Origin of the sequence: Streptomyces sp. CBMA29 (genome assembly GCF_014596445.1) — a bacterium.
Taxonomy (GTDB): domain Bacteria; phylum Actinomycetota; class Actinomycetes; order Streptomycetales; family Streptomycetaceae; genus Actinacidiphila.
The window spans coordinates 123,072-136,685 of record NZ_MECL01000002.1 but is presented as its reverse complement, the minus strand read 5'-3'; the positions used below and the strand labels follow the sequence as shown (position 1 = coordinate 136,685).

Genomic DNA, 13,614 nt, shown 5'->3' with positions numbered 1-13,614 from the left:
CGCAGGGGTGTGCACTGTATGGCCGGACGGAAAATTGTTATCCGCAACGCGATATCTACGCGCGTAGGGGCTATCGTTTGAGCATGCCGAACGTCAAACCGAGCACTCCCACCCCGGAACAGATCCGCCGCGCCCCCAAGGCGCTGCTCCACGACCACCTCGACGGCGGCCTGCGCCCCGGCACGATCGTGGACATCGCGCGCGCGACCGGTTACGACGCGCTGCCCGAGACCGATCCGGACAAGCTCGGCGCGTGGTTCCGCGAGGCCGCCGACTCCGGTTCGCTGGAGCGGTATCTGGAGACGTTCGCGCACACCTGCGCCGTGATGCAGACGCGGGACGCGCTGGTACGGGTCGCCGCCGAGTGCGCGCAGGACCTGGCGGCCGACGGAGTGGTCTACGCCGAGATCCGGTACGCGCCCGAGCAGCACCTGGAGCGCGGCCTGACCCTCGAAGAGGTCGTCGAGGCGGTCAACGAGGGCTTCAGGGAAGGCGAGCGCCGGGCGCGCGAGGACGGCCACCGGATTCGCGTCGGCGCGCTGCTGACCGCGATGCGGCACGCCGCCCGCTCCCAGGAGATCGCCGAACTGGCCAACCGCTACCGGGACCTGGGCGTCGTCGGCTTCGACATCGCGGGCGCGGAGGCCGGTTACCCGCCCACCCGGCACCTGGACGCCTTCGAGTACCTGAAGCGCGAGAACAACCACTTCACGATCCACGCGGGCGAGGCGTTCGGCCTGCCGTCCATCTGGCAGGCGCTCCAGTGGTGCGGCGCCGACCGGCTCGGGCACGGCGTGCGGATCATCGACGACATCTCCTCCGACGGGCGCGGCGGCCAGGTCAAGCTCGGCCGCCTGGCGTCGTACGTGCGCGACAAGCGCGTGCCGCTGGAGATGTGCCCTACCTCCAACCTCCAGACCGGCGCGGCCAGCTCGTACGCCGAGCACCCGATCGGTCTGCTGCGGCGGCTGCACTTCCGGGTCACCGTCAACACGGACTACACGTCAGAGAGTGCACTCGTTCGGCCCTTGCGAGGGCCGCCGTGAGCGCGTGAACATGGGGATCAGCCGCCAGTCCGTCGAGCTGGCCGCATAAGGAGCGTTGTGAGTGGTGTTGCACTAACACTCGCGTCAGGGAGGGTCATCCGGAGTGCCATCATCTACATCCGGGTGAGCACCGCCCGAGAGAACATGAAGAGCCCCGAACAGCAACTGGCCATCTGCCAAGCATTCTGCCTCTCCCGTAATATTCGTATCGTAGGCGACCCCGTCGCGGATCTGGACCTATCCGGGGCTGGCTTCGCGAAGCGCAAGATTTCGAGCATCATCGAGCGCGTAAAAAATGGCGAGGCAGACGCCATCATTGTCTGGGAGTACAGCCGCTTCGGCCGCACCCTCGTAGGCTCGCTCCACTACATCAAGCAGCTTGAAGCCGTCGGCGGCGAACTGCTGTCCGCCACGCAGGACATCGACGCCACTACCGCCGCAGGTCGATACATGCGCGACCAGTTCCTCCGTCTTGCTGAGTACCAGCTCGACACAATCACAGAGGGCTGGAAGTCAGCGCATAAGGGGCGACTTGAAGTGGGTCTTCCACATGGCGGTCAACCACGCTTCGGTTATGCGCGATGCCCCGACTGCTACCGGCCCGAGCCCGATTCGCGGGCCTACGCATGCCGCAATAAATGTGGTGGCCTGCTCGTCCCGGAGTATCTTCTGCCCGACGAGCCCGAGCGCGTCCTTCGCAGCAGAGCACTGACAGAGGCGTACGAAAAAATCGTAGATGACAGAACAATGTACTCGGTTTCGCAGGATGCCTGGCATCAGGGCGTCATTTCGCTCCGAGGGAATCGGATGGATGAATCGGCCTGGCGAGCTGTGCTCGACAGTGGGTTTGCTGCGGGCCTGCTACGCGGGCGCTCCAACAAAACGGAACGAGCCACGAACACCCGGCCGGACACATACGATATCTGGGCGGACGGCGCACATGACGCACTGATCTCGCAGGAGATCTGGGACGCCTACGTTGAGCGACGGCTGCGTCAGGGAAGTCCGAGCACTCGTGAAAGTGCGCCCAAGTTTGCTCTATCGTCCCTTGTTCGCTGTGGTGACTTGCGCGAGGACGGCACTCCGTGCGGTCTGGTGATGAATGTCAGCGGGCAAACGCGAAAGGGGGCAGAGCGTATCCGGTACTTCACCTGCCATCGAAGCGAGCGGCACGCGCGCAATAGCATGCTGAGTATGGCGATGCATCGACTGGAAGCTGTCGTCGAAGAGTGGATTCTGCGGATGGCTCAGGGTGGCGAGAACCTGGCGCAGGTGAGCATGGAGCGTGCGGCCATGGCGGAAAGGCATGTCTCGGAGATCCCGACCATCGAGAAGCTGATCGATGACCTTGAGCGAAAGAAGAATCGGATCAATGAAGGGTACGAGGCGGGGCTGACGGAGTTGTCCGAAGCGAAGAATCGGATGGAGTTGGTGCGCGTCGAGTTGTCTGACGCGAAGGCGAGGCTAGAGCGGCTGCGGCGGGAGGCAGCAGCTAACCGCGTGCCGGAGCGTGAGGTATTCCAAGGACTCCTGGCAGTCTGGGGTAGCGCTACACCTGACGAAAAGCGCCGAGCGCTACGCAAGGTGGTTGACCACGTGCGCGTAACGCCGCCTACTGTTTCTGACACGGCTGGTAGCCACGCGCAGGTGGTGCCGTTGTGGGCGGACGCGTCTATGCGGATTGCCGACAAGCGGTTGAAGTCAGCGGTTGCTTGACGCGTGGTCTTCGACCCAGATCCGGTGAGCGATCTCGCCAATTACCCGCCAGAAATCTGCCCAGCATTCTTCCTCGGTGGGGTTGTGCTTAGCGCGTAGTGCCACAGACGTAGCCGGGCGGTCGTCGGGTGTGCTCACGCATCTGATGGTCGCCCGGTCATTTTTTTGGGGGGACCGCCATCCGAGTGGTCCATTTTTGCTTTAATAGGTCCCCCAGATACCGATTTTGTCAGTCCCCGGCCCTACGCTGCGGGGCACTCACTAGGAACAGGAAGGTCCGTCATGACCGAACCGCAGTCCCCCGAACCGCAGCAGCCCACGTACCCGTGGGACGACGACCACCCCGAGCGCGCCGAGCTAGCACAAGTCCCTGGGCGGCGCCCCGTCGTTTTGGCAGGGGCGCTCTCGTCTGTCAGCGCCCAGCTCTACGCTGTTGGACAACCCTAAAAGGAGCATGATGAGTCAATACGAATACGCGTTCGCGACGCCTGCGGAGCTTGGGGGGCACGAACTGTATCTGGCCTGGTGCGCAGCCGCTGGAGTGACCGCCGTCGAGGGCGGCTACGGAGTTCTCATGGTGGACGACACCTTTACTGGCCGGGCCACTCTGCTGACGGAGGATGTGGGGTACGTGCGCACGCTGGTCGCCGCTGCGAAGACAGAGGGCGGGTTCGGCGGCTTGCAGATCCCTCCGGGGGTTTTCACCCTCCAGCGATCAGGCTGGCCGGATGAGTGGACAGCCTGATCGCGACAGTCACACCCGTACAGCGTGCGTCTGGCTGGGAGCTGGGGTACGCCAGCTATGAGGAAAATCAAAAACGAGGTCAGGGCGTGGAGGAACACGGGATGAGTGACGCACGTGTAGTCAAGTCCGTCGAGGGATGGGCACGTCAAGTGGGGGAGGGCCTGGATCAGATCAAGACGGCGAACGGTGGTGTGGAGCCTGCCTGTCTGCGGGACGGTTACGCCGTTGACCGGGAGGCATTCTGCCGGGTCGTGGAGGGCCTGTGCGCGCTCGCGGAGGGCGGGACGGGTGTTGGGGTGCCGGACGCGAAGTTGCAGCGGCTGGCGGGTCTCAAGCCGGTGAACGAAGTGCTGGGGTTGCCGTAATGACGTCGCAAAAATTGGAATGGCGCAAGTCCAAGCACTCTTCTCAGCTCAACGGAGGGATCGGGAACAAGCCTGAATTCGAGGCTCTTTTCATCCTGCGCCCGGAGGAAGACGGCGACTGGCATTTGACTACGTCGCTGCCCTACGGAGTGGGTCCGTAAACCTTCGGTGCGGTACACCGGCCGGGCATAGGGGGTTGAGGTGCCGGGGTACGGCGTGCCGGATCTCAAAGCGCGCGGTCGCGGAGTGACGTGCGCGGACTCAAGGAGGGGCAGTTATGAGTGATAGTGAAATTTCGGATGCCGGTGGCGATTTTGCCGCACAGGCTGCCGCGATTGTCGCGGCGCAGTATCCGGGTCTGCGGCAGGTGTATCCGCATTCGCAGACGCTCGGGAGCACTAGTCTGACCGAAGTCAGGTTGGACCCCAGCGGCGTAGCCCGGTACGAGTGGGGTGAGTACACCGTGCATGTGCTGGTGGGGTCGGAGCAGCATCTCGACTCCGATGATCCGGACGGCACGGCGCTTCAGCGTCAGGTCCAGGCCCACGTGGCGCTTCTGGTAACGGAGGTCGGCACGGAACCGCCGCCCGACGGGCATGTGGAGTGGGTGATGACCAATCCCCGGCCCGATCTGCTTTTCCCGGCTGTTTTCAACGCGGCGGCGGCGGACCCTGAGGACCCCCGTTTCCGCAGCGCGGTCCTGGCGACGGTGGGGATGGCGCTGCGCTGCGTGACCATTGCCACCGCGCACGCGCGCCAGTGTGCCGCAGATGCGGCCGAGGAGGTCCAGTGGGAGCGTGAGCGCCCGGAGGGGACACCTCCAAGGGCGTGGCGGCGGCGCAAGCTGGCTGAACGGGCGGCAGCTCGGGCGCGGTAGCCGCCGAGGGGGACGTCTTTGGGTCTTCCTGTGAGAGCCCGGTCGGTGGTATCCGGCTGGGCTTTTCATATTAGTTTGATCAGGCGGGCGGCTGTCGACGTGTGGCCCTATTCTGTTCGAAAGCGGTCTGGGGAGCGGGGGTGGTGGTGCTGGCGCCCTTTCCGTGGGCCACGGTGCTGCCCAAGGGTGTCAGGCTGGCCTGCGAGATGCGCGGGCGGGACGACGGGACGGTGTACGAGTCCTGGTTCGTCTGGGAAGGCCGCAGGCACATCAGCGGGTTCTCCTACAGCAGTCGCGAGGTGGCAGAGCAGCGGGCGTTGCGCGCTGCTGGTATAGCCAGGGCGCTCGCTCATGTGGAGGTGGTTGTAGGCGAGTTGGGCGTGTACACCCGTGAGCAGTACGAGCGGGCGTGCAGTGCCGTGAATATCAGGCCCGCGCCGGATTCGGAACTCGGGAATTTCGAGGACCTGTACGGCGAATTCACTTCGGGCTTGTACACCGCGAAAGATGAAGTCATGCACATGCTCCGCCGTCTGCGTTTATGCGGCATTCAGCGGGATGGTGTCGAAAAAGGAGAGCAATGCTGATCGTATTTTCACGCGTCTTGGAAGAGGCCACCACGGGGCTACTGATCGAGCCGGAAGGTGACTGGGATCTCCTTAAGATCGCGATGTGTAACCGGCTGGTTGATGAGGGGCTGTTCAACCGTGCGGACGCTTGGAGCACGTTGCGCGAGGGCCACGTAGTGAGCGACGGAACCATGCTTGTCCAGGTGAAGGACATCACGGCCGAGGCGTCGGTTTCAGGAGGGGGAATTCTGTCTCTCACAGCCTTCGACGGGACTTTGGTAGAGATCATCGGGGACGAGTTGTGACTCTTGGTACCGACGTGTTTTGAACTTACGGGAAAATGGGGCTGTCCGGGTTTCCGGGCAGCCCCATTTCGTATTGGAGGTAGCGCTATGGTGCGCGCACGCAAGTCGGTGGAGGGGCCGCAGCAGAGTGGGCAGGAGCGGCGGGAGGAGGCCGGGCAGGCGAACCAAGACCAGCAGGGGGCACCTGTGGTGGAGCAGACGCCGCAGCCGGACACGGTGCATTTCATAGCGCAGCCGGATGTGCTCAATGCGCCCACGGCCGACGTCGATTCGTACGATGATGGGCGGCGGTGTCCCACGGAGGAGTGAGTTACTGTCACCCGTGCGGCGGCGTAACCGGTCGCGCGGGATGCCGTTAGACATGGCGTACTGCGCGGGGTGCTCTGCTCATGGGATTGAAACGCGCAGTACGTCCGTGGGGAGGGGGGGCCCGCCGCTGCCAGTGGCGGGCCCCGCCCCGACTCGTAAGCACCCCCTGCGGGGGATTTTCCGCCCCCCCCCGGATTAGGAGGTCGCCCGCAGGGGGCCGTACGGAGCCCGGATCGGCGACGGCCTTCATCGCCGATCCGGGCTCTTCGGCTGTGTTGGCGGGGGGCGGTGTTCTTGCCGGTGGGCGGCCGAGGGAGTTGCTAGCTCCCTCGGCGCTGACGGTCAGTCCGGTTCCACGATTTCGACGTCCATGACGTCGGCGATGCCGAGGTCGGCCAGGGCCTGGTCGACCGGGACAGCGGGGCGGTTTTCGATGGCCGGGGGTGCCACGGCGTCCTTTCCGAAAAGTCGGCTCAGGATTCCGGCCTCTGCGCTGCCGTTTTGCTGGACCTGCATGGAGAAAGTGAAAGACGCATTTTGCAGGTCGGCCTTGAGTTTGACGATCCGGGCCAGTTGGTCGATCAGGCCGTTGAGCACCGGGTCGGGGTAACCGCCCTGGACCTCTTCCATCATGTGTGCTTTCAGCATCCGCTGGGCTCCCACGGAGGCGATGGAGTCCACCAGTGCTTCGTACTGCTCCTTGGTGCGCACGCGCACCGGAATTTCGTATACGCAGGACTCCCCAGGTGCGTACTCGGGGCACATTCCTTTGAGATGGCACCCGTCGCAGACCCTGACGTTCGGATCGGTTGCAACGAGGAGATGTTCTGTTCGGCTCTTGCGTTCGCCGGTTTCTGGGTCTGTGTACCGGTGGGTGAACGCTTCGGTTTCGATGCCGGGCAAGAGCCGCTTGCGCCGTCCGGGTGACGTGAGAGTTGCGTCATCGTTCCGCGCTTCTGAGATGGTTGTCTCAACTACCCCCGACCTGTTTTCCCCGGTTACGGATTCCACCGATTTTGCCTTGGGAGTTACTGCTTCGCTCCGGCGCTGATTGATGGCCGCGATCTGCTGCGACCACGACCACAAGCTCAGTTTGAGGTTCTCCGTGGGGTCGTCGGCCTCGATGGCGGCGGCGTCCAGCCCGTTGCTCTCGAAGAGAACGCGGTGCCGTTTGCGAGCCTGCGCCTTGTATCGGGCCGGGTACCGCTTCAGCTCTGTCCCGGTCCACACCATGGTCTCGCCGTGGGCGGCGGCTGAGATCCACGTGGTGCTGGACACTGACGCCCATTGCAGGGCGAGCATGAGCGGCGGGGAGGAGAACCCCATGCCGTGGAATTTCACGCCGCTGCGAGCCATTGACCGCAGCATCGGAATGATATCCCTGTCTCCGCATGTCCCCTGGCCCACGGCGATGTACTCGTGCTGGTCGGCCATGTGTTTGAGTGCATCCACGCCCCATTGCTCGTGCCAGACCGCGATGCCCTTTTCTCGGAACAGGTCCGAGTCGCGTCGGTCCTCGATCCAGTCCTTTCCCATAGCCAGGGCGTCGAGCTCGATGAACTGGTCTACGCGCTCGGCGTTGCCCTGTGACTCCAGGAATTCGTCGTACGACCGGGCAATATCGCGGATCTCCGCCTGTGCGACCTCGACACCTTCGCGATTGAGCGTGTGGCCGCCGGAGTCCAGCAGAATTACGTTGGTCTCCTCGAAATGCTCAGCAATCGACCAGTTCTGCGTGCCCTTGACGCGGCGGCGCAGGCCCATGAAAGACAGGGCTACGTCGGGCACTTGCTCTTGGAGGAGGAGCTTGCGGTGGCCGGGGATCTCGGCTCCGGCGAAGTAGAAAAGCACGTGGACTCCCGGTTGTTAGGCCGGTCCGCTGCGCGGGGGGCGTCCGTGTCGGCTGGCGTCCAGGGCGTCGGGGTCGGGCCGGTTGGGTGGGTCCAGGTATTCGACGCGGGTGGCGCCATCGTGGCCGTGGATGGCGATGACGTCGTCCATGGACCCGTAGATGGCGAGGGAGTTCGGGGGGCGGCGCCAGCGCAGGGCTACGTAGCCGTCCACGAATTCGATGCCGTCGACCACGTGACCGTCGCCGGAGATTCCGGTGATGTCCAGGTCGCGTACGAGACGGAATCGGCGGGGGTGGGGGGCGTTCCAGTACATGGCGTTGCCTTACTCGGGTGTGGTGCGCGCACGGTTTTCGCGGAGGCGTAGGTTTTCCTGGTGCTGCATTTCGTCGGTCAGCGCTTGCCAGGGGCGGATGTGGCCGGTGTGGTCGGGCCGCCAGGCGGGTTCCGCGTACAGAGCGGGGGCGTGGAGGAGTGCTGTCCATCCCTCGGCGATTTCCAGCGCGGCGCATTGGGGGTCCGGTTCGATGACCAGCTCGACGCGCCAGGAGCGAATGCGCCGGAGTGCGTCGAGTCGCTGCTGCGGGGTGGGGCCGGACGCGGTGATGATTCCGAGGTGCCCGGTGAGCTGATTACGCGCGAGCCACGATTGCAGCTCGGATTCTGTCCAGGCGTAGGAGAGCAAATAGAGGCGTGTGGTCGGGGCGAGGGCTGCGAAAAGACCCTTTCCGGTGACCAGCATGGCTTCTGACTGTGGGAGGCGCAGTACGCCTTCGACCACCATGACGACTGTGAGCACGATTGATTCCCTCTGCTGACCGTTCTGGCAGCGTAGGACGGGAATTTCGTGTCGTGGTAGCGTTCCGTTATGCGAAAGGGCCCTCCTCGGGGGTGGGGCCCTTTCGTCGTTTCCCTACTTCCGGAGGGTTTCCGCCAGCTTTTCCGGTTCGGTGAACGCGTTCGTTTCGACGGCGAGTTCCGTGAGGCGGTTGATGACGGCTTGGGCGGTCTTCGAGGCGTGGATGTCGTCCAGGACGTCGTTGCACCCGGCGGTGAGATCCCGGACGGTGGCGCGGCGCAGGGGGGAGACGGGGTGAATGGTGGGGGTGGCGTACCAGGCGCCGTCATGCGCTTGTACGACCAGGAATGCGGTCAGGCAGTCGGGGTCGGTAGGCTCAGACATCGGTGGCCTCCGTTTCGGCTGTCAGCTCGGAAAATACGGTGTCGATCTGGAAACGCAGTGCGTTGACATCGTTCATTGCGGCGCCGACTCGGCCGTGCAGGGGGCTGTACATGACGGTGGGATTGCAGTGGAGTGCGGCCCACGATTCGCTCTGCCGCCCCAGGTTGAGGAGGCAGAGGTTCAGGGTGTCCTGGATCTTGTCCAGTTCGCGGTACAGGTCGTCTCGCTGAAGTGTCACGGCGTCAGCCCCGCAGGTTGAGCGGGCGGATGGTGATGCTGAGGTTGCGCGTCGTGCTGGAGTCGTGGTGGCCGCTGGCCTCTACCACAACGCCCTTCCAGGCGTATCCGCCGGTCGGCCACGCGTTGAGTTCGGCGAGGATGAGTGCCTTGGCGGTGTCGAACTGTGTCGTGTCGCCATAGCCTTCGGCGGCCTGCACTTGCGTGATTGCCTGGGCGACGGTTCCGGCGGCGTGGATGCTGAAACTCATGCTGTTTCTCCTTTTTTGAGGCGGCGGGCCTTTTCTCTGGCGGTGACGCAGGTTCTGCATTCACGCCGGTAGGCTCCGTTTGTGCTTTTGTGCCAGCGGATGTTGTCATCCGTGTATTCGTGACCCTGCGGGCAGTGGGTTTTGCGGGCGTTGCGGGCGGAGAAGGATTCTCCGCGCGCAACGTTTTCCGCGTGGGGTACAGCTTCGAGGTGGTCGGCATTGCAGCAGGCGTGGATGCGGCAAAGGTGGTCGACGTGCCAGCCGTCTGGGAGTTCCTGGAGGGTGGCCATTTCCCAGGCGACGATGTGAGCGCCACGGGTGCCGCCCTGGGGGAGGCGGACTTTCCCGTAGCCGTCGGCGTCTCGGGCGCCGGTCCACAGGTGGCAGTCGTCGTACTCGGTGCCTTTGTCGACCTTGTCGTAGAAGCGCTCTTCGAATGAACGCGGGGCACGAGTTCGGCGCTGCCGGGGTGTCACTTGTACAGTCCGCGCCTGTCGCGTTCTTTCTGCTCTACCACGGAGTTGATGGGGCAGTAGCTGCACAGGTACTGGGTATGTCTCGATGACGCCTTGTATTTACCCATGCCTTCCGCTTTGCGGGCTTCGGCGGTGGGGGGCAGGAGCCGTTTGCTTTCGGAACGGTAGTCCGAGCATGTTTCTGGCCGCAGGCGACTGGTCCAGCACTGCATGGCGTCGGCCTTGAGTGTCTCGAATGTGTTGTAAACCCACGGTTCGAAACCGGTGTGCCCCTCCTGCTGCCAGATCCGGCGCAGGACTTCGTCGCGGACTTCGCGGTTCTTCCACTTCTCCTCCTCGATTTTTCCGTAGAGGCGGCCGAAGTGCTTTTCGCCATTGGGGTAGACGTGCTTGCCGGTGGCGTAGATGAGCGCCTCGTCCCCGGCCGGGTCTCCCGCGTAGTCGGGGAGCACCTCGGTGGACTGGCAGTCCTGGCAGATGAGGACCCGAATGAAGGACATGGTGCTCCCTGTTTTCAGGTGGCTTGGTGGTGGGGGTTCGGCGTGCATTGGCAGCCGTCGACCGGTGACCAGGACGGGCATGCGGAATGGATTCCGGCGGTGTGGCGGCAGGGCTCGTTCCACCAGCGGTCGTGACAGCCGCAGGTGCTGTTGTCGTGCCATTTCGGTACGGGCACGTAGCAGCGCAGGCATCGCATATACGGATTGGCGAACGTCACGAATTCGTGCGTGTGTACGGTGGTGGCCATGGGCTAGTACCAGCCGTGTGCTTGCCAGAACGACCAGGCGCCGCAGGGGCTTCCGTAGCGGCTGTTCATATAGCCCAGACCCCACCGGATCTGTGTGGCGGCGCTGGTTTTCCAGTCGGGCCCGGCGGACGCCATTTTTGATCCCGGCAGTGCCTGCATGAGGCCGTAGGCGCCGGAGGAGGGATTCTGCGCGGTGACCGACCAGCCGCTCTCGCGCTCCACCACGGCGGAGAAGCACGAGAAATTGGGGCTGCTCATGAGGGAGCGGGCGTAGTCCTGGGCGCTGCCGGAGCTGGTGGTGGCGCGGCGTGTGTAGTCACGGTTGGCTGCCTGCGATGCGTCCCGCTCCGCCTCGACGCGGGCCTCGGCGGTGGGCGGCGCGGTGGGGGCGGCGGACGCCGTGGCGGGGCGGGAGACCGTCGGGCGCGGTGGGGACGGTGTGGCGCGCGGCTCCGGGGCGGGGGGGAGGGGTGTGGGCGCGGCGGAGGGGGTGTGGCGCGCGGTGGGGGCTGCCAGGGTGACGCTGGCGGGGTGTGCCGGGCGGGTGCGGTGGTGCCGGGTGATGGCGGCGGCGGTGGCCAGCGCGAGGAGCGCCAGGGCGAGAAGCAGCGGCAGCCAGCGCTTGCGGTGCACGGGAGACACGGGGAGGTCCGTTCCTGGGGGACAGGGCGGGCCGACCATCCGTGCACGGCAATTCGGCGGCCCTCACGGTAGCGGGTGCGAAAATGCATCCGGTACCGGCCATTGGGGGGAAGCGTCAGGCGACGCGGACCCTGTCGCCGGGATTGATCGTGTCCGGGTCCTTGATCTGCGGATTCAGGCCCACGATCTGCGCCAGCGTGAGGTGATGCGTCGCGCCGATCCCGCTGAGCGTGTCGCCCTTCGTCACCACGACCCACACGGCGGCCGTGGGCGGGATGGCGAGTTTGTCGCCGGGCTTGATGTCGTCCGGGTGGGACTTGTAGGAGGGATTCGCGGCGAGAAGCGCGGCGAGGGTGACGCCGTGGTCCTGGGCGACGGAGGAGAGGGTGTCGCCCTTTTTCACGGTGTAGCTCGAATTGGTCGGCGGCGTGAGAATGTCCTTGGCGGCGGCGATGATCGCGGGCCGCTGCGCCGTGATGGGGTCGCCGGGGCAGCCGGTGTGTCCTCCCCACGCCGCTCCGCCCATGCCGTGCCAGCCGATGCCCTTTCCGGTCACGGAATCCGTGGACTGGAGCGGGAATTTGTACAGGCCCTGGGCCCACGCGATGATTTTCGCGGTGGCGGCGAGCTGCGCCGCTGTCAGGGCGGTTCCGGCGTATCCTTCGTGTTCGACGGAGAGCCACGTGCGGTTTCCGGCGGCCTGCGCCCACGCGCGATCCTGGGTATCGACCCACTGGTAAATCGTGCCGGTCTTTCCGACGCCGAAATGCGCGGACGCCTGGGAGATCGGATTGCGGAACCACGAATCGGAACCGTCCAAAGTGCCCTGCATGATGTGCAGAATGACGCCCTGGACGGATTCCTGTCCGCCCTTGGTGCAGTTGGGTACGAGGCGCACTGTGGCGCCCGGCATGATAGCCATGCGATGTCCTCTCGGGAAAATACTGAAAGGACGGGGACACCTCGGGAACGACAAAAGCGCCAGGGACGAGGTGTCCCCGGCGCTTTCGGGAGTGCCGTGTCGGGGTGACGAATGGGCTCTGCGTGGGCGGGAGTTATGCGGTGGAGCCGGTCAGCGCGTTGGACGCGGCGCCGTCGCCGACCGCGTTGGAGCCCTTGACGGTGATCGAGTAGGCGGTGCCGGTGGTGTAGCCGGTCAGCGTCGTGCTGGTGGCCGGGGCCGGGACGGTGGCCTTCAAGGTGCCGCCGTCGTAGACCTTGTAGGAGCTGGCCTTGGGGTCGGCGGTCCACTGGATCGGGACGGTGGTGGTGGTCGCCGCCCCGTTGAGCGCCAGTCCGGTGATCTTGGCGGGGACGGTGGTGGCGCCGGGCATGACGCCGGTCAGCGCCGGGTTGGACGGCGGCCCGTCCCCGGCCGAGTTGACAGCGCGGACGGTGACCGCGAAGGCGGCGCCGGGCGGGACATTGACGGTGCCCGTGGTCGTCGGCGCGTTGACCGTGGTCTTCACGGTGATGCCGTCCAGCACCTTGTAGGAGGTGACGGGCGGGGTCGCGCCGACCGCGTTCCAGCGCAGGCTGAGGACGCCGTCGGCGGCGCCAGTGATCTCTACCAGGCCCGTGGCCGAGTTCGGGGGGATGGCGGGCACCGTCTGGGCGGCCAGGGTGGTGACCACCAGGGCGGTCGACAGGGCGCTCTCGCCGCCGGGTCCGACTGCGGTGACCCGGATCGTGTACGAGGTGCCGGGGGTGAGCTTGGTGAGCGTCCAGGTGTGGCGGCTGCCGCCGACCTGGGCGACCAGGGTGGGGGAGCCGCCGCTGCCGGTGTAGAGGCTGTACGAGAGCGGCCCCCACTGGGACACACCCGAGGCGGCGTCCCAGTACAGCTCGACCTCCCGGTCGCCCACGCGCATGGCCGCCAGGCCGGTGGGGGCGGCCGGAGCGGCCGGGCCGGGCAGCGTTCCGCGATTGGTCAGCCGGGTCGGCACATCGAGCGGCGGCAGGTTGACCGGGTCGGCGGGCAGGACCGGCTCGGAGGTGAGGTCGGAATTCGTCTCCAAATTCCAGCGATTTGCGGTGGCGGCCACGGTGGCTCCTTAGACGACGAGATAGGCGAGGCGCGTGGCCACGGCGTTGGGGGTGCGGACGGTCCGGCCGAACGGGTCGGTCTTGGTCTGAGCCTCGGCAATGCCGTACCAGACCGGGGCGAGATCCTCACGCGCCCGGTACGTGGTCGGCTCCACGATTCCGCCGCGTTCGCGGACGGCCTTCTTCCAGGTGCCGTCCGTCATTCCCTCGGCGAGTTCGGCACTCATACGGCGCGGTGCTGCATACATT

General features: G+C 65.4%; 19 protein-coding genes and 1 pseudogene. 8 read left to right on the top strand and 12 right to left on the bottom strand.

Annotation, left to right across the window (positions count from 1 at the left end):
- Positions 1-83: 83 nt before the first annotated feature.
- The 8 genes and pseudogenes from BGM09_RS00915 to BGM09_RS00880 all read left to right on the top strand — a co-directional run.
- Positions 84-998 (top strand): annotated as a pseudogene (locus BGM09_RS00915) (adenosine deaminase); the annotation flags it as partial.
- A 105-nt stretch (positions 999-1,103) separates the two neighbouring features.
- Positions 1,104-2,762 (top strand): recombinase family protein, encoded by a 1,659-nt coding sequence (locus tag BGM09_RS38715; protein WP_317452468.1) that lies wholly within the window; start codon positions 1,104-1,106, stop codon positions 2,760-2,762.
- A gap of 457 nt (positions 2,763-3,219) precedes the next feature.
- On the top strand, positions 3,220-3,507 hold the full coding sequence (locus BGM09_RS00905) for a hypothetical protein (RefSeq protein ID WP_188279382.1): 288 nt from the start codon (positions 3,220-3,222) through the stop codon (positions 3,505-3,507).
- The gene (locus BGM09_RS00900; RefSeq protein ID WP_188279381.1) at positions 3,495-3,872 is read left to right on the top strand and encodes a hypothetical protein; all 378 of its coding nucleotides are present in this window, start codon (positions 3,495-3,497) and stop codon (positions 3,870-3,872) included. The genes BGM09_RS00905 and BGM09_RS00900 overlap by 13 nt, the downstream gene beginning before the upstream one ends.
- Before the next feature lie 277 nt (positions 3,873-4,149).
- Entirely contained in the window at positions 4,150-4,749 is a 600-nt protein-coding gene (locus BGM09_RS00895; RefSeq protein WP_188279380.1) for a hypothetical protein, read from the top strand.
- Between the two features lie 140 nt (positions 4,750-4,889).
- Positions 4,890-5,336, top strand: coding sequence for a hypothetical protein (locus BGM09_RS00890; protein WP_188279379.1), 447 nt, complete (start codon positions 4,890-4,892; stop codon positions 5,334-5,336).
- Positions 5,330-5,623, top strand: a complete 294-nt coding sequence (locus tag BGM09_RS00885; protein ID WP_188279378.1) for a hypothetical protein — start codon at positions 5,330-5,332, stop codon at positions 5,621-5,623. The genes BGM09_RS00890 and BGM09_RS00885 overlap by 7 nt, the downstream gene beginning before the upstream one ends.
- Before the next feature lie 87 nt (positions 5,624-5,710).
- Positions 5,711-5,932, top strand: a complete 222-nt coding sequence (locus tag BGM09_RS00880; protein WP_188279377.1) for a hypothetical protein — start codon at positions 5,711-5,713, stop codon at positions 5,930-5,932.
- A gap of 342 nt (positions 5,933-6,274) precedes the next feature.
- On the opposite strand, the gene BGM09_RS00875 is transcribed toward BGM09_RS00880, so the two are convergent.
- From BGM09_RS00875 to BGM09_RS00820, 12 genes are all read right to left on the bottom strand, one after another.
- The gene (locus BGM09_RS00875) at positions 6,275-7,783 is read right to left on the bottom strand and encodes a hypothetical protein (protein WP_188279376.1); all 1,509 of its coding nucleotides are present in this window, start codon (positions 7,781-7,783) and stop codon (positions 6,275-6,277) included.
- 15 nt (positions 7,784-7,798) lie between these two features.
- Positions 7,799-8,098 (bottom strand): hypothetical protein, encoded by a 300-nt coding sequence (locus tag BGM09_RS00870; RefSeq protein WP_188279375.1) that lies wholly within the window; start codon positions 8,096-8,098, stop codon positions 7,799-7,801.
- Between the two features lie 9 nt (positions 8,099-8,107).
- Positions 8,108-8,581 carry a hypothetical protein gene (locus tag BGM09_RS00865; RefSeq protein ID WP_188279374.1) on the bottom strand — a complete coding sequence of 158 codons (474 nt, stop codon included), beginning with the start codon at positions 8,579-8,581 and terminating at the stop codon, positions 8,108-8,110.
- A 114-nt stretch (positions 8,582-8,695) separates the two neighbouring features.
- Positions 8,696-8,965, bottom strand: coding sequence for a hypothetical protein (locus tag BGM09_RS00860; RefSeq protein WP_188279373.1), 270 nt, complete (start codon positions 8,963-8,965; stop codon positions 8,696-8,698).
- The gene (locus BGM09_RS00855; protein WP_188279372.1) at positions 8,958-9,203 is read right to left on the bottom strand and encodes a hypothetical protein; all 246 of its coding nucleotides are present in this window, start codon (positions 9,201-9,203) and stop codon (positions 8,958-8,960) included. The genes BGM09_RS00860 and BGM09_RS00855 overlap by 8 nt, the downstream gene beginning before the upstream one ends.
- A gap of 4 nt (positions 9,204-9,207) precedes the next feature.
- Complete coding sequence (locus tag BGM09_RS00850; protein WP_188279371.1) at positions 9,208-9,453, bottom strand: hypothetical protein; 246 nt, start codon at positions 9,451-9,453, stop codon at positions 9,208-9,210.
- Positions 9,450-9,929 (bottom strand): HNH endonuclease signature motif containing protein, encoded by a 480-nt coding sequence (locus tag BGM09_RS00845; protein WP_188279370.1) that lies wholly within the window; start codon positions 9,927-9,929, stop codon positions 9,450-9,452. Before BGM09_RS00845 ends, BGM09_RS00850 begins: the two co-directional genes overlap by 4 nt.
- Positions 9,926-10,429 (bottom strand): hypothetical protein, encoded by a 504-nt coding sequence (locus tag BGM09_RS00840; protein WP_188279369.1) that lies wholly within the window; start codon positions 10,427-10,429, stop codon positions 9,926-9,928. The genes BGM09_RS00845 and BGM09_RS00840 overlap by 4 nt, the downstream gene beginning before the upstream one ends.
- Before the next feature lie 251 nt (positions 10,430-10,680).
- Positions 10,681-11,319 (bottom strand): transglycosylase SLT domain-containing protein, encoded by a 639-nt coding sequence (locus tag BGM09_RS00835; RefSeq protein WP_317452467.1) that lies wholly within the window; start codon positions 11,317-11,319, stop codon positions 10,681-10,683.
- 115 nt (positions 11,320-11,434) lie between these two features.
- Positions 11,435-12,241 (bottom strand): LysM peptidoglycan-binding domain-containing protein, encoded by an 807-nt coding sequence (locus BGM09_RS00830; protein WP_188279367.1) that lies wholly within the window; start codon positions 12,239-12,241, stop codon positions 11,435-11,437.
- A 133-nt stretch (positions 12,242-12,374) separates the two neighbouring features.
- Positions 12,375-13,364, bottom strand: coding sequence for a fibronectin type III domain-containing protein (locus BGM09_RS00825; protein ID WP_188279366.1), 990 nt, complete (start codon positions 13,362-13,364; stop codon positions 12,375-12,377).
- Positions 13,365-13,373: 9 nt separating this feature from the next.
- Positions 13,374-13,613 (bottom strand): hypothetical protein, encoded by a 240-nt coding sequence (locus tag BGM09_RS00820; protein WP_188279365.1) that lies wholly within the window; start codon positions 13,611-13,613, stop codon positions 13,374-13,376.
- Position 13,614: the final 1 nt, after the last annotated feature.

Bases quoted from the DNA above. Each gene is read 5' to 3' on its own strand.
- BGM09_RS00885 (WP_188279378.1), top strand. From the start codon at position 5,330: ATGCTGATCGTATTTTCACGCGTCTTGGAAGAGGCCACCACGGGGCTA.
- BGM09_RS00830 (WP_188279367.1), bottom strand. From the start codon at position 12,241: ATGGCTATCATGCCGGGCGCCACAGTGCGCCTCGTACCCAACTGCACC.
- BGM09_RS00860 (WP_188279373.1), bottom strand. From the start codon at position 8,965: ATGTCTGAGCCTACCGACCCCGACTGCCTGACCGCATTCCTGGTCGTA.
- BGM09_RS00820 (WP_188279365.1), bottom strand. From the start codon at position 13,613: ATGTATGCAGCACCGCGCCGTATGAGTGCCGAACTCGCCGAGGGAATG.
- BGM09_RS00880 (WP_188279377.1), top strand. From the start codon at position 5,711: ATGGTGCGCGCACGCAAGTCGGTGGAGGGGCCGCAGCAGAGTGGGCAG.
- BGM09_RS00895 (WP_188279380.1), top strand. From the start codon at position 4,150: ATGAGTGATAGTGAAATTTCGGATGCCGGTGGCGATTTTGCCGCACAG.
- BGM09_RS00850 (WP_188279371.1), bottom strand. From the start codon at position 9,453: ATGAGTTTCAGCATCCACGCCGCCGGAACCGTCGCCCAGGCAATCACG.
- BGM09_RS00870 (WP_188279375.1), bottom strand. From the start codon at position 8,098: ATGTACTGGAACGCCCCCCACCCCCGCCGATTCCGTCTCGTACGCGAC.
- BGM09_RS00840 (WP_188279369.1), bottom strand. From the start codon at position 10,429: ATGTCCTTCATTCGGGTCCTCATCTGCCAGGACTGCCAGTCCACCGAG.
- BGM09_RS00905 (WP_188279382.1), top strand. From the start codon at position 3,220: ATGAGTCAATACGAATACGCGTTCGCGACGCCTGCGGAGCTTGGGGGG.